General features: G+C 38.5%; 21 protein-coding genes and 3 pseudogenes. All 24 read right to left on the minus strand.

Annotated features, from left to right (window positions below; translation table 11 throughout):
• Positions 1-9: 9 nt before the first annotated feature.
• Positions 10-771 carry a protein phosphatase CheZ gene (locus RT723_RS07420; RefSeq protein ID WP_216054516.1) on the minus strand — a complete coding sequence of 254 codons (762 nt, stop codon included), beginning with the start codon at positions 769-771 and terminating at the stop codon, positions 10-12.
• An 18-nt stretch (positions 772-789) separates the two neighbouring features.
• Entirely contained in the window at positions 790-1,173 is a 384-nt protein-coding gene (gene cheY, locus RT723_RS07425; protein WP_216054517.1) for a chemotaxis response regulator CheY, read from the minus strand.
• Positions 1,174-1,237: 64 nt separating this feature from the next.
• Positions 1,238-1,960 (minus strand): RNA polymerase sigma factor FliA, encoded by a 723-nt coding sequence (locus tag RT723_RS07430; RefSeq protein WP_216054518.1) that lies wholly within the window; start codon positions 1,958-1,960, stop codon positions 1,238-1,240.
• Positions 1,961-1,970: 10 nt separating this feature from the next.
• Positions 1,971-2,824, minus strand: a pseudogene (locus RT723_RS07435) (MinD/ParA family protein).
• Positions 2,817-4,319: a flagellar biosynthesis GTPase FlhF gene (gene flhF / locus RT723_RS07440; RefSeq protein ID WP_216054520.1), complete on the minus strand. Its 1,503-nt coding sequence runs from the start codon at positions 4,317-4,319 to the stop codon at positions 2,817-2,819. Before flhF ends, RT723_RS07435 begins: the two are co-directional and overlap by 8 nt.
• 26 nt (positions 4,320-4,345) lie before the next feature.
• Positions 4,346-6,445 (minus strand): flagellar biosynthesis protein FlhA, encoded by a 2,100-nt coding sequence (gene flhA / locus RT723_RS07445; protein WP_315947169.1) that lies wholly within the window; start codon positions 6,443-6,445, stop codon positions 4,346-4,348.
• Between the two features lie 83 nt (positions 6,446-6,528).
• Positions 6,529-7,580: pseudogene (gene flhB / locus RT723_RS07450) on the minus strand (flagellar biosynthesis protein FlhB).
• An 88-nt stretch (positions 7,581-7,668) separates the two neighbouring features.
• Complete coding sequence (gene fliR / locus RT723_RS07455) at positions 7,669-8,442, minus strand: flagellar biosynthetic protein FliR (protein WP_315946514.1); 774 nt, start codon at positions 8,440-8,442, stop codon at positions 7,669-7,671.
• A gap of 15 nt (positions 8,443-8,457) precedes the next feature.
• Entirely contained in the window at positions 8,458-8,727 is a 270-nt protein-coding gene (gene fliQ, locus RT723_RS07460; protein WP_216054523.1) for a flagellar biosynthesis protein FliQ, read from the minus strand.
• Between the two features lie 3 nt (positions 8,728-8,730).
• Positions 8,731-9,486 (minus strand): flagellar type III secretion system pore protein FliP, encoded by a 756-nt coding sequence (gene fliP, locus RT723_RS07465; protein ID WP_216054575.1) that lies wholly within the window; start codon positions 9,484-9,486, stop codon positions 8,731-8,733.
• Positions 9,483-9,992 (minus strand): flagellar biosynthetic protein FliO, encoded by a 510-nt coding sequence (fliO, locus tag RT723_RS07470; RefSeq protein WP_315946515.1) that lies wholly within the window; start codon positions 9,990-9,992, stop codon positions 9,483-9,485. Before fliO ends, fliP begins: the two co-directional genes overlap by 4 nt.
• A complete protein-coding gene (gene fliN / locus RT723_RS07475; protein ID WP_216054525.1) occupies positions 9,967-10,368 on the minus strand; it encodes a flagellar motor switch protein FliN in 402 nt (133 codons plus the stop codon). The genes fliO and fliN overlap by 26 nt, the downstream gene beginning before the upstream one ends.
• Positions 10,369-10,381: 13 nt before the next feature.
• Entirely contained in the window at positions 10,382-11,452 is a 1,071-nt protein-coding gene (fliM, locus tag RT723_RS07480) for a flagellar motor switch protein FliM (RefSeq protein WP_315946516.1), read from the minus strand.
• Positions 11,453-11,473: 21 nt separating this feature from the next.
• On the minus strand, positions 11,474-12,001 hold the full coding sequence (gene fliL, locus RT723_RS07485; RefSeq protein ID WP_315946517.1) for a flagellar basal body-associated protein FliL: 528 nt from the start codon (positions 11,999-12,001) through the stop codon (positions 11,474-11,476).
• A gap of 140 nt (positions 12,002-12,141) precedes the next feature.
• Positions 12,142-14,145 carry a flagellar hook-length control protein FliK gene (locus RT723_RS07490; protein WP_315946518.1) on the minus strand — a complete coding sequence of 668 codons (2,004 nt, stop codon included), beginning with the start codon at positions 14,143-14,145 and terminating at the stop codon, positions 12,142-12,144.
• Positions 14,146-14,260: 115 nt separating this feature from the next.
• Positions 14,261-14,728: a flagellar export protein FliJ gene (fliJ, locus tag RT723_RS07495; RefSeq protein ID WP_315946519.1), complete on the minus strand. Its 468-nt coding sequence runs from the start codon at positions 14,726-14,728 to the stop codon at positions 14,261-14,263.
• Positions 14,729-14,747: 19 nt separating this feature from the next.
• Positions 14,748-16,085, minus strand: coding sequence for a flagellar protein export ATPase FliI (fliI, locus tag RT723_RS07500; protein WP_371819962.1), 1,338 nt, complete (start codon positions 16,083-16,085; stop codon positions 14,748-14,750).
• Position 16,086: 1 nt separating this feature from the next.
• Complete coding sequence (locus tag RT723_RS07505; RefSeq protein ID WP_315946520.1) at positions 16,087-17,124, minus strand: flagellar assembly protein FliH; 1,038 nt, start codon at positions 17,122-17,124, stop codon at positions 16,087-16,089.
• A gap of 53 nt (positions 17,125-17,177) precedes the next feature.
• Positions 17,178-18,221 (minus strand): flagellar motor switch protein FliG, encoded by a 1,044-nt coding sequence (gene fliG, locus RT723_RS07510; RefSeq protein ID WP_315946521.1) that lies wholly within the window; start codon positions 18,219-18,221, stop codon positions 17,178-17,180.
• Positions 18,214-19,862, minus strand: a pseudogene (gene fliF / locus RT723_RS07515) (flagellar basal-body MS-ring/collar protein FliF). Before fliF ends, fliG begins: the two are co-directional and overlap by 8 nt.
• 112 nt (positions 19,863-19,974) lie before the next feature.
• Positions 19,975-20,322: a flagellar hook-basal body complex protein FliE gene (fliE, locus tag RT723_RS07520; RefSeq protein ID WP_216054532.1), complete on the minus strand. Its 348-nt coding sequence runs from the start codon at positions 20,320-20,322 to the stop codon at positions 19,975-19,977.
• Positions 20,323-20,546: 224 nt separating this feature from the next.
• Positions 20,547-21,926: a sigma-54-dependent transcriptional regulator gene (locus RT723_RS07525; protein WP_216054533.1), complete on the minus strand. Its 1,380-nt coding sequence runs from the start codon at positions 21,924-21,926 to the stop codon at positions 20,547-20,549.
• Positions 21,923-23,152, minus strand: coding sequence for a sensor histidine kinase (locus RT723_RS07530; RefSeq protein WP_252731658.1), 1,230 nt, complete (start codon positions 23,150-23,152; stop codon positions 21,923-21,925). Before RT723_RS07530 ends, RT723_RS07525 begins: the two co-directional genes overlap by 4 nt.
• A gap of 264 nt (positions 23,153-23,416) precedes the next feature.
• Positions 23,417-25,021, minus strand: coding sequence for a cellulose biosynthesis protein BcsG (gene bcsG / locus RT723_RS07535; protein WP_315946522.1), 1,605 nt, complete (start codon positions 25,019-25,021; stop codon positions 23,417-23,419).
• Positions 25,022-25,160 lie beyond the last annotated feature (139 nt).

The following is a 25,160-nucleotide window of genomic DNA, read 5'->3' on the forward strand; positions in this document are numbered from 1 at the left end:
CTCCCTAATCTAAAAGCCTAAACTTGACAACAAGTCGTCCACTTCATCTTGATTTGACACCGCATCTTCACGATTTTCAGCATCGATGATAGGACCTTCTACACCATTGTTATCGGCAGAAAGCTCTTTCTCATTAGCATTATTTGTATCATTCGATGTATTAGCATTTGGTTCGCCGAATACGGTAAGTAGGTGAATTAAACTATCTTCCACATCCTTAACTAATTCGATAACTCGTTTGATTACTTGGCCAGTTAAATCTTGAAAATCCTGGGCCATCATAATTTCAGTCATATGAGTGTGGATCTGAGCTGCATCGACTACAGCCCCTTCCATGAATTCATTAATGCTATAACAAAGAGATTTAAATTCGCCTAACTGAATTTGCCGCTGCATGAGTTTATCCCATTCAGGTTTTAATTCCGTCAGACTAGTATTTATTTTATCAGCCAGTGGCAAACTTGAGTCCACTGCATCCATAGTCTTGTTGGCTGCCTGTTCTGTCAAATTCATGACATAACTCAGTCTTTCTTTTGCGTCTGGAATATCATCCGTAGCCAGATTGGCAATTTTAGGATCAAGTTGAAAATTAGATAATGAATCATGAAGCTGTCGAGTCAATTTTCCAACTTCAGCAAATAATTCTTTATTCTCAGGGCTAGTTGCAGACATGAGTATTTCGTTGGCAGATTGGTCATCACCAGATTCAAGCGCAACAACGAGCGCTTTAGCCTCTTCTAGACTGATCTGCGGAGTTGTCTCTAACGACATATTTAACTCCTAATAAGATTATTCTAGACGTTCGAAAATCTTTTCTAACTTACCTTTGAGGGTAGCTGCTGTAAAAGGTTTAACAATATAACCATTAACACCAGCTTGCGCTGCTGCTACGATTTGTTCCTTTTTCGCTTCTGCGGTTACCATCATAACTGGCATATGTTTTAAGCTATCATCTTTACGTATCTCACGAAGAAGATCGATTCCTTGCATACCAGGCATATTCCAATCTGTTACTACAAAATCAAAATCACCATTTTGTAACATCGGTAATGCGGTACTGCCATCATCAGCTTCCTGTACATTGGTAAAACCAAGGTCACGAAGTAAGTTCTTGATGATTCTTCTCATTGTTGAAAAGTCATCAACAACTAGAATTTTCATGTTCTTATCCAAAGCATCCTCCAGTGAGGTAAATTAGTTGTCTTAATTATTAATTAAAATTAGGAAGTTACAAGTTTTATAACCATTCTTTTAATCTTGAACGCAATCTTATCATAGCTTGACTGTGAATTTGACTAACGCGTGATTCACTTACGTTCAAAACATCCCCAATTTCTCGTAAATTTAATTCGTCATCGTAATACAAAGATAATATCAATGCTTCTCTTTCAGGCAAGTTTTTAATTGCCGAAGAAATTGATTTTTTAAAAGAACTACTTTCAACGCCTACATATGTATCGTCTGCTTCGTAGTCTTCTTTAACTGATATCACATCTTCACTGACGCCCATATCATCGATACCGATGATTTTTCCGGCGTTCGCTTCTTTAAGCATGATGTGGTATTGAGCGAGTGATATATCAAGAGATTCAGCGACTTCAGTATCTTTTACATCTCGGCCTAAGTCAGCTTCTAATGTGGAAATTCTATCTGCAATCATTCTTGCATTTCGGTGAACTGATCTTGGAGTCCAATCACCTTTACGTATTTCATCTAACATAGAACCACGAATTCTAATGCCAGCGTACGTTTCAAAACTTGCACCTTTTGAACCATCAAAGTTTTTTGCTGCTTCTAACAAACCTATCATTCCAGCTTGAATCAAATCATCAACCAAAACACTGTCTGGTAACCTTGCGGCTAAATGATGAGCGATTCTTTTTACTAGAACAGAATGTTTCTCTAATAATTGAGAAATATCTACTTCTTGAGCCTCGTAGGCAGCAACTTTATTGTTCAAAACGTACCTCTCAATTGACCAATTGTTCTAAAAAGAACTCTAAGTTACCTGATGCGTGGGTAGGCACAGGCCAATGATCTATTTTTGTCGCTAAAGTTTTAAATGCTATGGCAGACGGAGAGCGAGGGAAAGCATCAACGATGGCTCTTTGACGACGTACTGCTTTTCTTAAATTTTCATCAAATGGGATAATAGCGGTTAACTCTAAATTAACATCTAAAAACCTATCTGTGACTAAGGTTAACTTTTTAAATAGGTTTTGCCCTTCTTTTAAGGTCCTTACCATGTTGGCAATGACTTTAAATTTGGCAACGCCATGATCTCTATTAAGAATTTTCATTAGTGCGTATGCATCGGTAATCGACGTTGGTTCATCTGTTACGACCACTAATACTTCTTGTGAGGCACGAGAGAATGAGAGTACCATATCTGAAATACCCGCAGCCGTATCTACTATAAATACATCGACTGGCGTTTTCATTTCACTAAATGCGCGTATCAAGCCGGCATGTTGAGATGGTGATAATTCAACCATATCAATTGAACCTGAAGTGGCAGGTACAATTTTCACCCCATGAGGACCTTCAACCAAAATATCGTCTAGTTCGGCTTCACCCGAGAGCACATGAGATAAGTTTTTTCTACTCTTAATCCCAACATGACATCACAGTTGGCAAGACCTAAATCGGCATCTAGTACTAATACACTTTTACCAGTTTGGGCGATTGCAATGGCCGTATTTAGTGAAACACTCGTTTTACCAACACCACCTTTACCACCAGTTACTGCTATTACTTTTGTTTTTTTCATCAAAGACATATATCTCAAGCCACTAGCCTGATCAGAACAGGTTTTATCAATCATACATGCCAACAGCTCTTGGCACTACCTTATTATGTTTCTTTCTAACTTTTTGTTTTAACTCAAACAATTGATTAGCTTTGTGCACAATTTTTTCACTATTTGCAACTCTTATATCTTCTGGCACTCTCTGACCGTTGGTTAAATAACCAATTGGTAACCGATTATGTATCGCAACACTCATTAATTCACCTAAACTAAGTGACTCATCTATCTTAGTAAAAATACAGCCAGAAAGTGGTATTGTTTTAAAATGTTGAACACTTTCTTGTAATACGCTCATTTGTGACGTTGCTGATAAAACTAAATAATTCTTAATATTAACTCTAGATTTGGTTAATAAATGATTTAGCTTTTGTGTTAATTTCAAATCTCTTTGACTCATACCTGCGGTATCAATCAATATTAATTTTTTGTTGCGTAACTGATAGATAGCATCAGATAATTCTTCCGTGTTTTTTGCTTGTTTTAAAGGGCAACCTAATATTTTTGCATACGTTGCTAATTGCTCTAACGCACCAATTCTAAAGCTGTCTGTTGTAATCAGGCCAACTTTATCTGCACCATGAATTTGTGCATACCTTGCAGCTAATTTAGCAATTGTCGTTGTTTTGCCAACTCCAGTTGGGCCAACAAGTGAATACACACCACCACGAGTAATGATCTCATTGGTTGTCGTATCTAACTGCTCAGTCAACAAAGTTAACATATGTTGCCAAGCATTTTCTTGAACTAGATCATCTGATAAGAAATGAGTTAAGTGTTCTGAAACTTTTTTAGATAACCCCATATCTTTTAATTTTGAGATTAACATGGCTTTTAACGGTGATTTTCTTTCAACATCTTGCCACATTAACTCTGAAACTTGATGCTCCAATAATTCTTTTATTGAACTCATTTCTGACTTTAAGCATGCTAACTCGCTGTTAAAGTCGGCATCAACTACATTACCCACCATCTCTTGATGTAAACCGCTTGCTTGATGTTCATCATCCAGATCAGAGTTGTTAATGGTAGTTTCTTTTGTTGAATACTGCTGATTATTTGTCTCTTCAACTGTGGTTCTCGCCTTTGACAACCATTGTTCAAACTCAGATTCAGCTTGTTGAGATAATACTTGTGTTGCGCGTTCGGATTTTTGACGGTTACTTAATTCTGTAGATTTTATAGACGGCGTATTAGGCGCTGAGACTTTTTTATCTTGCGCTGGGCTTTGTCTGTTTAACAACTCAGCCAGCGAAGAAGCTATTCTTTTTTCGCCTTCAGATTCTTCAACGATACCACTGTATGCTGACATAGCTTGCATTGGCTTTTGAGTAATGGATTGTGCGATTTCTTGTGCACTCTCGACTACTGATTCGTTATCAACGGCAGCCACAATCTCTATGCCTGATGCCGTCTTTTTATTCGACATAATGACAGCGTCAGGACCTAACTCTTCCTTTACTTGGTTTAGAGCGGTTCTCATATCTTTTGCATAATAACGTTTAATTTTCACTTTCGATCTCCGTCAAGAATATGGCATTACCCAACTGAACTGACTATTTTAATTTGTTTCTCTTCTGGAATTTCTTGATAAGACAAGATAACCATGCCAGGGATGCTGTGTTTAATGAATCTAGATAACACGCTTCGTAACATCCCAGACGTTAGTAAAATTGATGGTTCGCCTGATAACTCTTGAGTTCTATGGGCTTCAGATAACGAAGTTTGTAATCGTTCTGCTAACCCAGGTTCAATGCCCGCACCATCATTTCCAGCTGACTGCATAGACTGTTGCAACATCTGTTCCAACTCAGGTACTAATGTAATTACTGGAATTTCAGTGGATGAACCGGTCGCATCTTGGACAATAAAACGACGTAACGATATTCTACACGCTGCAGTTAATACATCAGAGTCTTGGCTCTTAGGTGCATACTCTACTAAGGTTTGTAATATTGAGCGCATGTCACGAACTGGAACGCCCTCATTTAATAGATTCTGTAATACTTTAGTCACCACAGACAAAGACAGCATCTCTGGTACTAAGCCATCTACCAATTTAGGGTAATTTTTGCTGATCATCTCTAATAGGTTTTGAGTTTCTTCGTGACCAATTAATTGTGAAGCATTGTTGGTTAACAATTGACTAATATGCGTTGCTACAACCGTTGCTGCGTCAACGACTGTGTAACCTAAAGATTGTGCTTTCTCACGATTACTAGAGTCAATCCACACGGCTTCTAAACCAAATGCAGGATCGATAGTTTCAATACCTTCAACTTTGCCAAATACTTGACCAGGGTTAATCGCCAGATCTCGGTCATGTCTAATTTCAGCTTCACCAATGGTGACGCCCATTAACGTAATACGGTAGGTGTTTGGGTCCAAATCTAAGTTGTCTCTGATATGAACAGCTGGGATTAAGAAACCAAACTCTTGGCTTAATTTACGTCTAACGCCTTTAACACGAGATAACAGTTCACCACCTTGGCTTTTATCGACAAGTGGAATCAACCGGTAACCCACTTCAAGACCAATCGTATCTACATGTGAAACATCATCCCAACTTACATCTTTATTCTCTGTCGCTTCGTTAGGATCAACCGCATCTTCTTCTTGGTCTTTTATTTTCTTAAGTGCTAAGTCCGCCGTCGCCTTAGCTGTCAAATATCCACCACCTAACAGTAAACCGCCAAAAATCAAAAACGTTGTATGCGGCATGCCTGGTACTAAACCCATCATGGTTAAAATGCCACCAGCAACATATAGTACTTTTTCAACACCTAACTGAGTATGAAACTGAGTGCCCATTTCTTCATCGGTATTTTGTCTTGTTACAACAATGGCCGTACCAATTGATAATAAAAGACCAGGGATTTGAGCAACTAAGCCATCACCAATGGTTAAAATGGTATAAATTTCTACGGCTTCGCCAAACAACAAGTCATGTTGGATCATGCCAATGAATAAACCACCAATGATATTTATGAATAAGATAATAATACCGGCGACAGCGTCACCTTTTACAAATTTGGAAGCACCGTCCATTGAACCGTAAAAATCAGCTTCTTTGCCTATTTCTTCACGACGAGCTTTTGCTTGTTCTGGTGTTAAGAAACCAGCATTCAAATCAGCATCTATCGCCATTTGTTTACCAGGCATCGCATCTAAGGTAAAACGAGCCGTAACTTCTGAGATACGTCCCGCCCCTTTAGTAACAACCATAAAATTGATAATAACTAAAATTGCAAACACCACTAAACCAACGGCATAGTTGCCACCGATTACCACAGAACCAAATGCTTCGATAACTTGTCCTGCAGCATCACCACCATTGTGCCCTTCTAATAGAACCACTCGGGTACTGGCAACGTTAAGCGCCAGCCGCAATACAGTTGCTATTAATAGGACAGAGGGAAATGCGCCAAAATCGAGAGGTTTTAAAGTGTAAACCGTAACCAAAAGAATAACGAGCGCTAGGGCTATATTGAATGAAAACAGAATATCGAGCATGATTGCGGGTAAAGGTAAAATAACCATCGCCAAGGCCGCCAATATGAAAATTGGTGCACCTAAACCACTGATATACTTCATGTTATCTTTATGAAAAACTTGATTTAATTTTGCTGTGAGTACCATTTCAACTACCGTATAACTACCTTCTAATAGGCTATGGAGCAAAGATCAGGCCATATTATTGGTCAAGGAATTGACTGGTGAAATTAGTGTCTAAGTTCTGTAGGTATTGGTAAATTACGAGACAAGTCTTTTGGTTTACTGCCTTTACCTTTGTTGTATAAGTCGAGTTGATAAACGTAGGCTAACACTTGCGCCACTGCTACAAACAGTTGTTCTGGGATCTCTTGATTTAAGTCTGTAGTGTAGTAAATCGAACGAGTTAATAGAGGTGTAATAACTATTGGCACCTCTTTTTCTTTGGCTATTTTTCTTATTTGCATTGCCATTAAATCCGCACCCTTTGCAACCACATAAGGCGCCATAGACTTATTCACATCGTATTTGATAGCAACAGAATAATGAGTCGGGTTGGTTACAACCACGTCAGCATTGGGTACTTCTTTCATCATACGACGTTGTGAAATTTCACGCTGTGCTTGTCTTATTCTGCCTTTTATTTCTGGGTTACCTTCGGTACTTTTATATTCATCTTTTACTTCTTGTTTACTCATTTTTAACTGTTTGTTGTGATTCCAAATTTGAAATGGCACATCAACCATAGCAATGACTAAAGTAGAGCAACATAATCCCATGAAAATCCAAGCTAATAATAATGTAGCTTCATGTGTGTTGCCCGGTAAGTCTTGAATACTTAAGTACAGAATATCGTGGATATAAATCTTGATTAACATAATGCCAACAAAAGCTACCACCGCCACTTTTAAGATGGATTTAATTAATTCGACTAATGCTTGTGAACCAAACATCCTTTTAAAGCCCTTGGATGGTGACATTTTATTTAATTTTGGCGCCATGGCTTGCCAACTAAAGTTAATCCCCCCAATAAACTATTGGCCACAAATGCAGCCAATAATATGAACGCAAAAATTGCAAACATTGGCATAGAAATTTCGGAGATTATTTCGCCCATGGCTTTGAACGTTTTTGTTGAGTCATACATATCATCTCGGTCTAGTGTGAACTGAGACTTCATAACATTCATTAGTGCGATAGCTAAACCTTCACCAAACATAAGCAGAGAGGCTGCCGCAGCGACTAAGACTCCGGTTGTTCCTAGTTCTTTAGAACGGGCGATTTGACCTTTTTTCGGGCGTCTTCTTGACGCTTGGCAGTGGGGTCTTCGGTTTTTTCTGCGTCGCTATCATCTGCCATTTATTGCTCCGTTAACAACCGATTATTTTACACATCATTTCGAGTGACATTTGCCAGTTATTCTCAAAATGAAAGACAAAACTTTCCAACGTGATCCACATAACAATTAATCCAGACATCATAGTAAATGGAAAACCAATAGAAAATATATTTAACTGTGGAGCCGCACGCGTCATGATGCCAAAACTCAGGTTAATCACCAACATAGCAACAAGAGGCGCGATAGACAAAATTAACGCAGCAGCAAACATCCAGCCACCAAATACCGCTAAATCATAAAAGCTTCCGGTAGCTAGCCACTCTTCGCCAATTGGTAAAATTTGAAAACTGTGCACTATTAATTGAATCATGGCGATATGACCATCAATAGTCCAAAACAACAAGGTTGATAATATTAAGAAAAATTGACCAACCGCAGGTACACTCATGCCATTAGCAGGGTCAACCATAGAGGCAAAACCCAAACCCGATTGCATGGCTATGGCTTGACCAGCGATGACAAATATTTGCAAAAACATAACGGAAATGAATCCAACGGCACTGCCAATAATAATCTGTTGGGCAACACGGATAACCATTTCAAATGAAAATAAATTACTAAACGGGGATGGCGGTAACATTGGCATCACCATAATAGTAATGGCAACGGCATACGCGGTTTTAATCGGTCCTGGTATGGTTTTAACACCAACACCAACCATAACCATCATCATGGCTGAAATACGTGTCAGAGGTAGGAGTAGGTCGGCTTGAAATTGCATCAATTGTTGCAGCAAGACATCCATCAGCAGTGGCCTTTATTAACCAATCACGGAAGGGATTCGTTGGATCAACTCGATAGTAAAATCCATTATTACCCCGGTGATCCAGTGTCCTGCAAATATTACTGCCAATAATGTCACAATAAGGCGCGGTAGAAAACTTAACGTTTGTTCATTGATAGACGTAGCTGCTTGGAATACCGCAACAACTAAACCAACAATCAGACTGGGCACAACAATAGCCGCAACCAGTATAATGATCAGCCATAATGCATCACGCAAGATATCAACGAAGATCTCTGGACTCATAGTTTAAGTCCCTAACCCAAAACTTTTAGCTAAAGTACTCATTACCAAAGACCAACCGTCAACTAAAACAAACATCATCAGTTTGAATGGTAATGACACTATCATTGGTGACAACATCATCATGCCCATCGCCATCAGAACTGAAGCCACAACTAAATCTATGATCAAAAAAGGAATAAAAAACATAAAACCAATTTGGAATGCTGTTTTTAATTCAGAGGTAACAAAAGAAGGTATGATCACTGACATAGGTAAGTCTTCTGGAGCATTGAGCTCCGTATAACCCGCTATCTCGGCAAAGGTTTGTAAATCGCTGATACGAGTTTGCGCTAACATAAACTCACGCATTGGAATTTTACCAATATCGTAAGCTTGAATTGAGGTTATTTCTTCATTTAAATAAGGCTCTACTGCAGTTTGATGGATCTCATCAAATACCGGTGCCATGATAAAAAAAGTTAAAAACAATGAAATACCAATTAAAATTTGGCTATTAGGTGTTTGTTGTAACCCTAACGCTTGTCGTAATATCGCTAACACAACAATAATTCGGGTAAAAGACGTCATTAACATGACAATCGCTGGTATAAAGCTCAAGGCGGTCATCATAGCTAACACTTGTAATGTAATGCTGTATTCCTTTGAGCCGTCTGGATTGTCCGTTACTGTTAATGCTGAAATAGTGCCACTTTCCGCCATAACATCTGGCGTAAAAATAGATAAAAGCAACATTATGCCAATAAGGATAAATTTCACTATTTTGGGTCCTTCACTTTAGAGCTAAGTGGATTATTAAGCTTTTGTTCCGGAGCTTGATAACCAAACATTTTGTTTATCTTGTTAATCAAATGGTTATCTGTCAACTGTTGAGTGGGTTTTTCTATATTTTCAGCTAACTTAAACAAGTGGTTAACACTTTGATTGGTGACACCAATCGCATGTTGTTCACCTTGAATTTCGATTACGACTATCCGCTCTCGCCCGCCCAAGGACATGCTGTTGATCAATTTGAAATGCTCTGACGAGGCAGGTGTTAAATTAAACTTTTTGGCTAGCCATGAAATAACAAAAATAACAAAAAGTACAAACAACAGTGCCATTATCATCGACAGCACGCTGCCGGTTTCAGGTCTTAATCCTGAGCCTGTATCAATCACTTTTGTGGGGTTTTCTGAAAAGCAAAAAGCATCATTAGCGATTAAGCTTAATGATGCTAACAATAAATAACGTTTAAAGTTACTAGCGTAATTTTTTAATACGTTCAATTTGACTTATTACATCCGTTAGTCGAATACCAAATTTATCATTAACCACAACCACTTCACCGTGCGCAATCAATGTGCCATTAACCAATACATCAAGAGGTTCACCTGCAACTCGATCTAACTCTACTACAGAACCTTGATTTAGTTGAAGTAAATTACGAATACTAATTTTACTACGACCCACTTCCATCGAAATATTAACAGGGATATCTAAAATCGTTTCTAGTTTTCTAGACTCATCTTCATTTAGTCCACCGCTTGTATCTTTTAATTCATCAAACTCAGCCGGAACCGCACCGTCATCGGTATCTTCAACACCTTCAGCTTCTGCTAATGCTGCGGCCCATTCGTCCATAGTATCTTGTTCATCACTCATGGCCATTTACCCCTTATAATACTAAATCGTCTTCTAACGCGAGAAGTTCTGAGTCATCATCCAGTCTTCGACCACCTTTAGTCAGTACATTCATTTCTGACTTGGCTGATTCTGGACGTTTAATTTTTTCTGATATCTGTATTGCTACATTATCTCGACAACGGCCTAATTTAGCTCGATATGTCGGTAAATCTTCTACATAAACTGTAATATGTTCTGGCATTTCGATTGGAATGATATCGCCGTCTTTTAGCTCTAAAATTTGACTTAACGGTATCTCCATTTCTAATAACTGGGTACTTAAATCAACATAAACATCCATAATTTCATCACGCAGTGCTTTACTCCAGCGATAATCGGTGTCTTCTTTATCGCTTTGTACACCCGCATCCAGCAACTCACGAATCGGTTCTAACATTGAATATGGCAAGGCAACGTGGAAATCACCGCCACCACCATCTAGCTCAATATGGAATGAACTAATAACGATAACTTCTGTAGGCGATACGATGTTAGCCATTGCTGGGTTTACTTCTGAATCTAAATATTCAAAAGATACGTCCATTACTGGCGACCATGCCTCTTTGTAATCTTCAAATATTAGTTTCAATAGCATTTGAATGATACGTCTTTCCGTTGGTGTAAATTCGCGTCCTTCAATTTTTGCGTGATAACGTCCGTCACCACCAAAAAAGTTATCCACTAAGATAAACACTAACCTAGCTTCCATCGTAATCAAGCCTGTCCCTTTTAACGGACGGAATCGAACCATGTTTAAACTAGTTGGAACAAATAAGGTGTGAATATATTCACCAAATTTGATCATTTGTACGCCGTTAATTGAAACCTCGGCTGTACGACGCATCATATTAAATAAACTGATCCTCATATGACGAGCAAAACGCTCGTTTACAAGTTCAAGTGTAGGCATGCGTCCACGAACGATACGATCTTGTGAAGAGAAATCGTAATCTAATGTGCCGGATTTACCGCCACCGTCAGATTCATCAATTTCTTCCTCTTCTACATCATCTACACCATGAAGTAGCGCATCAATTTCGTCTTGAGACAGAAGATCAGTCATATTACTCTCTTAGTTATATTGTTACTGCATTACAAAACCAGTAAACAATACTTCCTCTACAATTTTCGAGCCAGCTACGTCAAATACCGCTTTTTGCACATCTTTAACCGCTTTAGCTTTTATCGCATCTTTACCTGCTGTTGTGGCTAAATCGTCAGCATTTGCTGTACTAAATGCTTTTAACAACGTCCCTTCAATTAACGGGATATGGCGCTTTGCCAGTTCATGATTATTATCACCACGTACCATTAACTGTACTTTAATTTGTACTAGTCGATCACGTGTAGTGCCAGGAACATTAAACGTAAATGGTCTAGGCATAGTGACGTACATCGCATTGCCAAGTGCAGCACCTTCAACTACTGGTGAACTTTCAGCTGCTGCAGCTGGAGCTTGTTCTGGGCTTTCATCACCACCTGAAAACATGAAAAATCCAACAACGGCTAATAATATGACCACTACTGCGGCAATAATGATAACCATCATCTTTTTCTTACCACTGTTTGCTTCTTCTTCCAGTGTCAAATTATTTTCATTTTCTTCAGCCATCTAACTCTCCATATTACCTAATTTACATATCATCCAATGGTATTTGCCATTACAACAATAAGCAATAATTAAGCCTAATAAACTGTCATTTCTAGGTTATATTTATTAAATCGCACAACTATACGACAATGCTTGTCACCTTAAGCGTAATAATCAACATTCCAAGGTGACTTTATTGCCCGATTTAGTTGTTCTTGGGCATGTAAGTTTGCATCATCCTGAGCATCGTCATTAGACATGCCGTTTCCAGAGTTTGCGCCATTATTGTCATCCCCTGTAGTTGACTCACCTTGAGCACTGCCATGCTGAACGTCACTTTCAGCCAAATCCATGCCTTGCTGCTCAAGCAATTCTCGAAGCCTTGGTAAACTAGCATCTAGTGCGTCTTTGGCTTGTTGATTAGATACGACAAAGCTGACAGCCGCCTGATCATTATTCATCGTTAATTTTATTTGCATCGCACCTAATTCAGGTGGATCTAAACGGATATCAATGGACTTCATATTCTTAGACAGCATTAAACCAACTTGTTGCTGCATATGATTCGCTAATTCTTGTTTATTAAATAAAATATTTTCACGTAACAAGGTTTCGTTCTTAGCTTGAGAAAGTTGTTCTAACTTTGGTAGTTGAAGCGTTTTATCTAACTGAACGCCATTAACATCTACCAATTCAGGTTTAGTAAAAGAATCGGTTCCTTTGCTGCCACTGTCTATTTGATTAGCAAATAAACTGGCCGTACGGATATCTAAGATGGATTTTAATTCAGCATCTGTGCTCATTTCATTTTTATTAGAAACCTTGACTTCGGTATTCATCAATTCGTCTAATTCATCACTGAATTGCGCCGAAAATTTACCATTTTCAATTTCAGTTGCATTTTGTTGTTTATTTATTTGCATCAACGCAGGATTTACAAAACTTAATACATTGCTCTGTTTTGTTGTTTGTTCAACTAAACTGGGTTGTTTAGTATTATCTGCATTTTGTGCTTGTTGAATTTGTTGCTGCAATGCCGAATTAGCAATGACCTGTGCATTATCTTGATTTAGCTTTTTTTCACTTTGAGCTTCTGCGTTTAATGACGAATCTTTCCCATCAAGATTCGAATCAGTATTTTGAGATACATATTTTTGTGTTTGAGCTAACAAATCTGAAATGATTTGATCTTGATCAGCGCTTTTAGTTTCACCTTCATCAGTTACATTTTCAGCGCCATTACTCACGCCTCCTTGTGCAACCTTATCCGCAAGTAAACTGGTTAATTGAGAGAACTGAATCTCACTGTCATCTTGCTGCTGTGATGTTAAACTCGCAAAATCTGAAAATAGTTTTTTAACCGCTGATTGTTCAGACTCTAATAACATATCGATTAATTCATCACTCGGTAACTCTCGGGTTTGACCGTCTGATGCCGCGACTGATTTACTGTATTTATCATTATCTGTCGTTTGTGAACTTGAAGACTGATCAGATTTCTTCTCATTATCTGTCGTTTGTGAACTTGAAGACTGATCAGATTTCTTCTCATTATCAGCCACAATTTTCATGAAGGTATCTAACCAAGATGCACTATCGACTTCGTTACTCAAGTCCATGTCAAATTTTGTATTATCGTCTGTTGTTGCATTCTTCGATTGAGGATCAATATTGGACTCATCAACCTTATTAGTGTGAACCGCACCTTGTGCTGCGACATTAGCGTCTGCTGCTATTTCAGTTTCACTTTTGTCTGTTGGCTTTGAATCATCCACATCGTTAGTGGCATCTTTTGTCACTTCAACTTTGTCAGCTCCTTGATTTCGATCTTGCGAATGTTGCGTCTCAGAGCGCGGGTTCATCCGTTTGTTAGATTGATTATTAGCCTCTTCAGTTTTTGCGTTATTTGATTGTTTTGCTTGTTGTGCATTACGCTCGTTTTCAACTCTAGCTTGCGTTTGCTCTTGTTGCTGCCGTTGCTGTTGGCGTACATGATCATTTTTTGCCGCTTCTTGTCGTTGTTCTGTATTCAACTGATGTTGACGACTTTCATACATGGCGTCTTCGAATTTACGATCTGAGCTATTTTGATTGGATTGATTTGCTACAGCTCCACGCTTTTGTTCACTAACATTATGATTTGATAGTATTTTATTTGGTAGCATTGTATCTCCTTCGTCGAATGACGAACCTAGTATTTGAACGTTTCGAATAACGATTTAATGGTTAGTATTAACCAATGACATGGCATAGTTATTCAAATTTTGTTCCAACATTGGATTAGCTAACTTGATTAGCGGCTGCGATCTTATTTCGAATGAATTTTTGCGAGGCAAATTCATCTGATATGGATTGTTCTTCTTTATCCATAACCATCTGAATTTGAATACGTTTTTTATCTATTAAGGTTTGTACTGCTTTCACTTTTTTACTTTGCTCTAACCAGACACTTTTACGCTGTTGTAACACTTGTTTAGAGGTTTCAGTGACTTCAATTTGTTTTTTTATACCGGCTTCCAATTGTACGATGAATCGTTGAAAATGCTGATAATTGCCGCCTAACACACCTTGGTCACCCATAGCTTGCATACGCTTTAAGTACTCTAACTTATAACTTTGTACTTGTTTTAATTTAGTTTGACCGGCTTGTAAAAATGATTGAGCCGATTGTAACTCAGTGGCAAATTGTTGTTCTTTTTCCGACTCAATTCTTAACAACAGTTCCAACTGTTTATTTACTTTAGCCATGACCGTTCTCCCTTAAAACTTACTGTTGTAATTGTCTAGTCAACTGCTGCAATTGCATAAGCGACATATCAAAAGGGGTAATTTCTTTCATCGTTTGTTGTAAATACGCATCAATAACCGGTTTCATTTGAATCGCTTTATCAACCACAGGGTTACTGCCTGGGGCGTACGCGCCAATTGATATTAAATCTTTATTTTGTTCGTAAGCAGATAATAACTTCTTAAAAATAAGTGCCATTTGCATATGTTCATGGCTAACCACTTGTGGCATAACTCGGCTGATGGATTTAGCCACATCAATGGCAGGATAATGACCAGAGTCAGCGAGCTCACGTGACAATACAATATGTCCATCTAAAATAGCCCTTGATGCATCAGCAATAGGATCCTGCATATCATCACCTTCAGACAACACGGTATAAAACGCAGTTATCGAACCTTGATTTTCTCCTCCATTACCAGCTCGTTCTACTAATGCAGGTAACTTAGCAAATACCGACGCCGGATACCCTTTAGTTGCTGGCGGCTCACCAATCGCTAATGCAATCTCACGCTGTGCTTGTGCATAACGTGTAATGGAGTCAATTAGTAATAGGACATTAAGCCCTTTATCTCTAAAGTACTCGGCTATTTGTGTGGCGGTTTCACAACCTTTTAACCTGCGAATGGGTGACATATCAGCTGGAGCAGCTACTACGACAGCTTTTTCTCTGCCTTGTTCACCTAAAATATCATCAATAAATTCTTTTACTTCTCGGCCACGTTCACCAATCAGTCCTACCACGATAACGTCCGCTGACGTACCTCGGGTCATCATGCCAAGTAATACGGACTTACCAACACCAGAACCGGCAAACAACCCCATTCTTTGACCTTGGCCAACACTAATAATGCCGTTTATTGCTTTAACACCCACATCTATAGCTGTTTTTACAGGACGTCTGGCCAACGGGTTTAACGGTTTACTTGTTTGTTGCGCGTTAGGCTCAGCTTCAATTGCACCTAATCCGTCTAACGGGACTCCCATAGGATCAATCACCCGGCCTAACAACTTAAGAGATAACGGTAAAGTATGACTAGAATGAGAAACGGTGACGCGGCCACCAGGCATAATGCCGCCAATCTGATCCGTTGGCATAAGAAACAATTTTTCGTTTTCAAACCCAACAACTTCGGCGTCAACTTCACCATTTAATGTTTGAATTCGACAATGGCCACCTAAGGGTGCCGTACAGCCAACAGCTTCAAGAGTTAAACCTGTAACTTTGGTTAAACGTCCTGATACTTCCGGCTTGGCATCATCAATCCAGCCTTCATATTTTTTTAATTTTTGGCTTAACGTCATCATATTGATCATTTTAACCTTCGTTACCTTCAGGCTTAAGCGTTGAGCCATTATTTGGCTCTAAACTTGGCTCTTCAGTTTGAGCGGCGTTCATTTCTTCAATTTTTTCAGTTGTGTGTGCGGGAACCTGTTCATCTATATTTGAGGTATCAACAGGCTGATGTTGACTTTCTGAGACCGCATTACTCTCCAAATCTTCTTTTGGTATATGGCGGGTTGTTTGTTGTGAATAGTCGTTCAACTCTTTGTTTAATTCTGCTTTTTCAATAAAGTGGCCAATACTTTGTTTTATGCGTTGTTTAACACTACGGTCGATTAACGAGTCTGGCGTCATCACGATGATATCGCCTTGTTGATATCCTGGCTCTTCTTTAATGATCCATTTTTGTTCAATAATCGCTTCTTCTGAATACGTTTCAGTTAACAATTTGAGATCGTCTGGATGTATATGTATTTCGGCAAAGTCGGTATTAAAAGGTAACGATGATGTTGCTTCATGCAGAACCGTCAACAATACGTCTTTATTAGTTTTGATTTCTTGACGTATCACAGATTCAGCCAACATAACCGCTAAGTTTAATAGTTGTTGTTCCGCGGTTTTATCTACTTTTTCAATTGGATGATAAAGCTGATGAGTTAAGTCTTTTAATCGAGCAATTTTTTCATTTATTTCAAATTGGCCTTGCTCTAGACCGGCCAAATAACCTTGCTCATGACCATTTTTAACGCCTAGTTCATGACCTTCTTGTAACCCTTGAGCTTCACCAACTTGATAACCTTCTTCTTTACCAAGTTCAAAACCTTCGTTGTAAGCATCCTGACGAATTTGCTCAATTTCTTCAGCCGTTAACGGTTTAACTTCTTCTTCTTCAACCGCTTCTTGTAATAAAGCTTTGCTGTATAACTCTTCTAAAGGTGTACCCATAAAGTTGGTTTTACCAACAAACTCAGATTTTTTACTTTGTGTTACATCTGGTGCAACCCAATCTTGCAGCAAATCAAGTAATTCTCTGTTTGGTGTTAGGGGTTTTTTACCTAATTTATCTATCACTATGTTATCTCTTGTTGGTAACCATTGAGGTTTATTGGGTTATCACGACTTCATTATAAGAAGTCGTCACCGCCGCCGCCGCCTAACATAATTTCACCTGCGTCAGCTAATCTACGCGCTATTGCCAAAATTTCTTTCTGTGCGGTTTCAACTTCAGATACTCGAATTGGCGGCATTGCTTCTAAATCATCAACCAACATATCGGCAGCACGTTTAGACATATTCTTGAGGATTTTATCTTTAAGGGCTTCATCTGCACCTTTAATCGCACGCATTAATGAATCTTGCTGTACTTCACGTAAAATCGCTTGAATTCCGCGGTCTTCTACATCAATTAAGTTATCAAATACAAACATTAAGTCTTGGATTTGTTGTGCCATTTCTTCGTCATGTTCACGCATCGCATCCATCAACTGACCTTCAATATTGGTATCTAAGAAGTTCATAATTTCTGCAGCGGCTTTCATGCCGCCCATTTTGGCTGCTTGAGCACCAGCTTGACCCGCAAACTGTTTCTCCATAATTTCGTTCAATTCTTGTAATGCAGCAGGCTGAACTTCCTCTAAGTTCGCGATGCGCATGGTTAAGTCTATTCGAACTTTATCCGAGAACTGCCCCAAAATTTCGGCCGACTGATCCGGTTCTAAATAAGCGAGTACAATGGTTTGTATCTGTGGATGCTCATTTCGAATAATATTCGCAACTTGTTTAGAGTCCATCCATTTTAATGAGTCTAAGCCTTTAGCTCCGCCACCTAAAATAATTTGATCTAATAATGTTGCTGCTTTTTCTTCACCTAACGCTGCGGTCAATGCTTTCTTGATAAAGTCTTCAGATTGGAAACCAATCGTACTGTAATCTTGAATTTGTTCGATAAAGGTACGATGAACCGCAGATATCTTATCTTGGCTCAAGTCATCAACTTGTGCCATCGCGATACCTACTTTCTGAACTTGTTTAGGTTCAAGGTGTTTTAGTATTTGAGCTGCATCTTCTTCCGATAAACTTAATAGTAATATCGCCGCTTTTTCAACACCTTCTAGTTTGTCTACGTCAAACTTAGGTTTTTGCTCTTCTATTGCTGCTGCATCACTCATCTTCTAATAACCACCCTTTCACTACTTGAGACGATAACTCTGGTTCATTTGCAACTAACGCTCGTACTGCTTTCAATAGGTCTTCATCACCATGTAAATCTGGTAACTGTAACGAACCGTCTGCCGCGAAACCGATATCAGCCTCATCAAATTCTGTTGTTAACATGTCTAACGTTGCATCACCTAAGTCTACACCACCTAACGAATCTTCTTCATACTGATCTGAGTCGTCTGGGTAAATTAGTTTTCTTAACATTGGACGAACAAGTCCTAATATCAATGTCATGATAACAATCATGCCCACTAATAGTTTGAATAACGGTTGGAACCACTCTTGTTCATATAACGGTATTTCGATATCAGCAACATCAACCGGTTTATTAAATGGAATGGTAACGACTTCCAAGATGTCACCGCGGTTCATATCAAAGCCAATACCACCTTGTAATAATCGACGGATATTAACTAAAGCTTGCTGTGAACGAGGCACTCGTTGAATTGTTCCATCTTCTGCTGTTGTCGTTAAATAGTCGACTGCAACAGAAACACTGACTCGACGTACAACTCCGGTCTGACTTTGTTTATGGCTTATCGTTTGATCTAACTCATAGTTACGAGTTTGTTCTTTATGGCTACGACCACTGCTGCTTCTCGTCATACCATTAGATGCATTTTCTGGAATGTCAGACTCTAATGGTGGTTGATTGGATAATGCCCCAGGAATTCCTAACGCACCGTTCCCCGTTGTATTGTCTTCAATTAATAATTCACTACGAATTGCTGGTAGATCAGGGTTATAGGTTTTTTGCGTTTCTTGAACTTGCGTGAAGTCCATTGTTACGTCCACTTGTGCCGTGTAATTTTCTAAACCGACAACCGGTGACAAGATTGAGTCTAATTTGTTTTTGTATTCTTCTTCACGTTTACGTTCAATATCAAACTGTTTTCTTGATAATGCAGATAATGAGTTTTGAGAACCAGAGTTTAACAAACGGCCATTTTGGTCGGTCACGGTAACTTTGGCTGGATCTAAACCTTGAACGGCAGAAGCCACGATGTCCACAATAGAATCGATTTCTTCTTCCGCTAACATACGACCTGTTTTTGCGTGATCACTACCGTCGCTGATGGTTTTTTAGAATGTCTTGCAAAGATGTTTTCTTTTGGTATCGCCAATAAAACTCTGGCACGGGCGACTGAATTTAATTCTTCAATGGTTCTTGCTAATTGTTGTTCACGGCCATGTTTTAAACGTTCGGTTTCCATACGTTGACTTACGCCAAAACCGGAATCTTGCATTAAGATGTCAGAACCTTCAGTAGGGTTATTAGTTAATCCGCCACGAGCTAACGACAATTTGATGTTTTGATAATCATCACCATCAACCATGATCACATTTTGATCTAAAACATACTCAATTTTTTGTCCGTCTAAATAATCAAGGGTTTCGATTAGCTGTTCAGTTTCAAACTTACCCAATGGGCGCATATCCGGTTCACGAGACCAGATGATAATAAAAATAGCAATGGCTAAACAAATAGTAAGGGCAATGACTAGTGCGCCCTGACGCATAACTTCTGCGCTAGAAATTGCATTCATAAACCCAGACTTTTGTTCTTCCACCATGTCCATGTTATCCATGGAAAGTGAAACAACATCCGACGATAAGTCGTTGTCATTTGGAGATGTGATTTGTGTTGATTCGTCAGCCACTTTAGATACCTTTATTTGAAACTGTTAATTCGATGACCAATTAAACTGGCATGCTCATTATTTGTTTGTAAGCTTCTACTAATTTATTTCTAACCTGAACCGTCGCTTCAAAAGCAATGCCGGCTTTATTTGATGCTATAACCGTTTCCGCTAGGGTAACTGAACGATCGCCCATTTCTAACGCGGTTTTTAATTCACCCGACTTAGCTTGGATATCGTTAACGTTGTTTATGGCTTGTTCTAATAACTGGCCAAAATTTGAAGAGGATGTGTTGTTAACCTGTTGAGGATTCACTTCCATGTTAGGACGTATAGCAGGAGCAGAACCAGAAACTTGATTCGCCATTGCTTGCAGTTCTGAATATAAATTATTAGCTTGAATGTTCATAAATAAAATCCTCTTAAAGACACGATTCGCCTTAAACTAAACTGGATTTTGCAGATATAATGCCAGTTTTTAACCCGTTGTTTTTAAAGGGTTTTATTAAGAATTTTGACGTGTTTGGGGAATGACAAAAATTTGACTTGAACAAATGGAGCAGAAACAGCAAAGCCCTATGTAATGATAAAATCGCATAGGGCGTTAGCCGATTTGGACTAAAACGTTCTGAATTAAGCCGGAACTTCTATACCTAGCTCACGCATCTTAGCTAATTTATAACGTAACGTTCTTGGACTAATTCCTAGTTTTTCCGCTACATCTTTGCGTTTACCTCGGCACGCTAATAACGCATCTAATATAAGTCGATTCTCTTGATCTCGTATTTCCATCTTAAAATCAGGTGACTCTTCTAATTCTGGCGCTATCTGTGGTGCCGCTTCTGTTAATAAATCTGCTTTAATACCTGCAGCAATATTATCGATAGCAAACTCTTCTAATAAGATATGTTCCACTTCAATTTTATCGTCAACACACAATATCAAGGCACGTTGGATCACATTGTCTAGTTCTCGTACGTTACCAGGCCATGAGTGATTCAATAGTTTCGCTTTTGCTGCGGCTGAAAAATCAGGGATCTCTCGTCCCATCTCAACACAATGGCGGCTTAATAAATAAAATGCGATTGGTGTAATGTCATCTTTTCGTTGTGCTAATGGCAACCAACGTATTGGGAATACATTAAGACGATAATATAAATCTTCTCTGAACTTACCTTCACGTACCGCAGACATTAAATCACGGTTAGATGTCGCTAAGACACGAACATCAAGTTTAATGGTTTTACGACTGCCTAAACGTTCCACTTCACGTTCTTGTAATACCCGTAATAACTTGGCTTGTAGATTCATATCCATTTCGGTTATTTCATCTAACAATATGGTGCCGTGTTGGGCTTGTTCAAACTTACCTGGGCATGCTTGTATTGCGCCAGTGAACGCCCCTTTTTCATAACCAAATAAGGTTGCTTCCAACATGTTGTCTGGAATAGCGGCACAGTTAATCGCGATGAAATCATGATCAGAACGATTGGATTGGTCGTGTATATAACGTGCCATTACCTCTTTACCCGCACCACTTGGTCCGGTGATCATCACACTTGCGTCTGATAAAGCGACTTTGGCCGCTAATTTTAATAATTCTTTACTTTTTTGATCAGCAACTATCGGAGTATGTCGCTCGACTTGTTTAACTGGCGCATAACGCCCCACCATATTTAACAACACTTCTGGCGCAAAAGGTTTGGCCATATAATCAATCGCACCATATTTCATTGCTTCCACAGCGTGATCGATTGTGGCATATGCCGTCATTAATAAAAATGGAGTATTGGGATACAACTTACGAACCGACTTTAATAAATCCAGTCCACTCAATCCGCCCATTTGGACATCTGAAATAATAATATCAATAACTTTTTGTTTTAATAACACTAACGCAGATTCAGCTGAATCAGCTTCAACTACTGAATAACCTGCAATAGATAAAGTATCGACAAGAGCTTCTCTAAGACCTGAATCGTCCTCAACTACTAATATTTGTGATTGACTCATGCTACGTTCTCCTGTGCTTCATTCTCTAACGCACTATTGTTGTCTTCTGTTTGGCTAGTTAGTTTGATTGGTAGATACAAATTAAATATTGCACCGCCCTCTTTTTTATTAATCACTTCGACGCGTCCTTGGTGTGCTTGTGCGACTGTTTTAACAACAGACAACCCAAGTCCAGTTCCTTGTGAGCGAGTGGTAAAAAATGGTTCGAATATTTTTTCCATTTGTTCTGGTTTAATACCAGGGCCATTATCTTCAACGGAAATACAAACTTGATTAGGTATTTGATTAATACGCCTTGCTGATAAATGTATATCAACGCCTTTACCAATTACTTGCACAGCATTATGTACTAAGTTTGTAATGGCACTGGCAAGGCTGGTTTTGTTAGCTAAAATGCAAATATCTGGTTCTGGTAATTCGACACTAAAGTCACCATTTTGAGCGACTAACGCTTCTGAACTTTGATAAACATCCGCTAAAAGCTGTTGCATAGACACTTGTTCTAATACTTGATTCTCGCCACTTTTGGCGAACATCAACATGTCATTTACTTGCTTTTCTAAGTCGACCAAACGCGATGTCAATTTACCGACAAAGGTTTTGCGTTTATCGGTTGGTAATCTTGAATTTGATAAATTAGCTGCATATAACATAGCCGCTGACAGAGGCGTCCTAATCTGATGAGCTAAACTCGCCACCATACGTCCCAATGCCGATACACGCTGTAAATGACTAATTCTATCTTGTAATTTTCTGGTTTCCGTTAAATCTGTCATAACAATCAGTTGACCAGACTGAAGTGGCATTATATCTAACTTAACTCGACGTCCGTCATATAACGACACTTCGTGCCCATCATCGCTTCTTGGTTTAAATGAACGAGTGATAATTGTGCGCCACTTCTCACCTTCCAGTGGCACACCTAATAATTCTATTGCGACTTTATTCGCTTGGGAGACTTGGCCTTTATTGTCGAGCACTACAACCCCATTTGGTAATACGTCGACCAAATGACTGAGTTCCTCATTACGTTTACGTAATAAGTTTATCTCGTTGGATTTACCGTCCTTAGTTTTGGATTGACGGAATACCTGATGCGAAGCGCCAAAGGAGCTTTCACTATCATGGTTAAAACCTAATTCCATCATCGGAGTAAACGAAGCCAATTTTAAAGGTGAATCGACTAACGATTTATCTGATATAACTGCGGTAATACTTGCTGACATAATACTGTCTCTTTCCGGTCTAATACAGACTGATTAAAACAATCTTTATGCCAACTTTTATTTTCAATAAAATCAGTCGGTTAAGAGCTTATTTTAATAAAACAAACCAATAACAAAAAATTGACAACCTTAGTTTATAAACCATAAAACAAGCCCGAACATTGCGCCTTTAACCACCATAATGTGCATTGGTTCAGGCACAAAAAAACGAGCTAATTAGCTCGTTTTTGTTCACCCTATTTATCGAGTATTTAAGACTTAATCCTAGTTGTCATTACCGTATTGGATCCAATCTTCCTCACCTATCTTCATTTGATACGTACCATTGTGTCTTATTACCGTAGCGCTATCATTTTCAGAAACCGGCTCTGTTGTTGGCAAACTATTAATAATGGCAGATAGAGTTGATGTAGGCTCGCCAAACATATCTTTTTCAACAACTTGTTGGACAAGTTTTGAAATAGCTAAATAACTCGTAGGGGAACTAACATTCAACGTTTGTTCTTTACCTTTAGGCATTCCGAACAGCTTAACGCCCACAGGAACATGAGTGATATTATAACTTGGAAATTCACGCATTCCAGCCAATTGTAAATTATCGCCTTTAATACCCGCGCCATGTTCAGGAACCAAAACAACCATCACTTTTCGACCAGACTGTTCAATTTTTTCAAATAAATAATTAATGTCATTTAACAAGGTTAACAGTCTTGGATGGAAATTTTCTAAACTGTTTAACCTAGATTGATTGCCCAGTATTTTATTACCATCGTGCAAACTAACCGTGTTATATAATGTTGCGCTTGGTTTACTGTCTGTTTTTGCTAACCATTGGTCGAATAAAGAACGGTCAGAATAGATTGGAGAACCGTCAAACGACTTCTGAATCAAAGGAGATTGCGGATCTAGTTGATTTGGGACATTCCAGCCCCCTTCTTTTCTAATATACTGTTCAAAATTATCAAACTTACCATCATGATTCATAAGTAAGTTTTGACCAAAACCTAGTTTAGCTAAATTATTAAATAGGTAACATTGATTGTCTGCTGGCGAATATAACTGTGAATGCGTTCGTTGGCCACAACTCGCCCTAAGTAGGCGTATCGCAGCTGGACCACTATAAGAGGTCGCAGTATTAAACTGCTGAAACATAATATCGAACTTATCAAATAATATATGCGTATCTAATCCAGTATGTTTTAAGTCATCCCAAGACAAAGAACATACATTTAAAAACAGCAATTCAAACGGTTGATTCATAGTGACATTGTCGTAACCAATTTTACGCTTAGCTTCGTAGCTAAAAAACTGCTGTAAATGTTCGTCAGGGCTATTTGACGACTGTGTATTTGTGTTATTAAACGTATTTTGCGCACGAACGATTTGTGTCTTTGTATCCGCTTCTGGTTGGTAGTACTGCATAAACAAGAAGTATGAAAATAAACCTATAGTGATACTGGTGAACTTGATCCAATTTTTAAAATAGTAATAACAAACAACCACAACAAAAAAAGCAGACACTAATTCAAAGTTGAAAAAACGAGTAGATAACTCAAACAAATAGCTTATATCAAAACTAGCCAAATTTTTAATTTGTATGATTAATTTATCAAAGCTCGGTAACCAAGAATCATAATATAAAAGCGATATTCCCATTGGGATAACAACCACTTGACGCAGTTTATATAAAAAGTGCGTCTGAAACGGTGCGATGATAAATAATAAAAATGCGATATTTTCCAAAAAATGAAAATTAATGGAATGCGTGGCAAATAAATACAACTTTAATAAAAAGTATAAATTCCATACACCTAGCTCAGAAAATAAGATAATTGAAGGCGTTTTTTGTTCAGACTCTGGTGGGACCATGTTAATTATTTATCTCCAGCATAAGGTTTTAGTAATTTGGGTGTTAAAATATAATAGATACGACTTCGTTTGAGCTTTCCCCATAACCTTTTAATTACCAAACCAACCAATATACCGCACATTAAAATACTAAAGGTTA

The sequence above is a fragment of the Psychrosphaera aquimarina genome (assembly GCF_032461525.1).
In the GTDB taxonomy this organism is placed as follows: Bacteria; Pseudomonadota; Gammaproteobacteria; order Enterobacterales; family Alteromonadaceae; genus Psychrosphaera; species Psychrosphaera aquimarina.

Bases quoted from the DNA above. Each gene is read 5' to 3' on its own strand.
- RT723_RS07420 (WP_216054516.1), bottom strand. From the start codon at position 771: ATGTCGTTAGAGACAACTCCGCAGATCAGTCTAGAAGAGGCTAAAGCG.
- flhA (WP_315947169.1), bottom strand. From the start codon at position 6,445: ATGGTACTCACAGCAAAATTAAATCAAGTTTTTCATAAAGATAACATG.
- fliR (WP_315946514.1), bottom strand. From the start codon at position 8,442: ATGGATGTCTTGCTGCAACAATTGATGCAATTTCAAGCCGACCTACTC.
- fliQ (WP_216054523.1), bottom strand. From the start codon at position 8,727: ATGAGTCCAGAGATCTTCGTTGATATCTTGCGTGATGCATTATGGCTG.
- fliN (WP_216054525.1), bottom strand. From the start codon at position 10,368: ATGAGTGATGAACAAGATACTATGGACGAATGGGCCGCAGCATTAGCA.
- fliM (WP_315946516.1), bottom strand. From the start codon at position 11,452: ATGACTGATCTTCTGTCTCAAGACGAAATTGATGCGCTACTTCATGGT.
- fliL (WP_315946517.1), bottom strand. From the start codon at position 12,001: ATGGCTGAAGAAAATGAAAATAATTTGACACTGGAAGAAGAAGCAAAC.
- RT723_RS07490 (WP_315946518.1), bottom strand. From the start codon at position 14,145: ATGCTACCAAATAAAATACTATCAAATCATAATGTTAGTGAACAAAAG.
- fliJ (WP_315946519.1), bottom strand. From the start codon at position 14,728: ATGGCTAAAGTAAATAAACAGTTGGAACTGTTGTTAAGAATTGAGTCG.
- fliI (WP_371819962.1), bottom strand. From the start codon at position 16,085: ATGATCAATATGATGACGTTAAGCCAAAAATTAAAAAAATATGAAGGC.
- fliG (WP_315946521.1), bottom strand. From the start codon at position 18,221: ATGAGTGATGCAGCAGCAATAGAAGAGCAAAAACCTAAGTTTGACGTA.
- fliE (WP_216054532.1), bottom strand. From the start codon at position 20,322: ATGAACATTCAAGCTAATAATTTATATTCAGAACTGCAAGCAATGGCG.
- RT723_RS07525 (WP_216054533.1), bottom strand. From the start codon at position 21,926: ATGAGTCAATCACAAATATTAGTAGTTGAGGACGATTCAGGTCTTAGA.
- RT723_RS07530 (WP_252731658.1), bottom strand. From the start codon at position 23,152: ATGTCAGCAAGTATTACCGCAGTTATATCAGATAAATCGTTAGTCGAT.
- bcsG (WP_315946522.1), bottom strand. From the start codon at position 25,021: ATGGTCCCACCAGAGTCTGAACAAAAAACGCCTTCAATTATCTTATTT.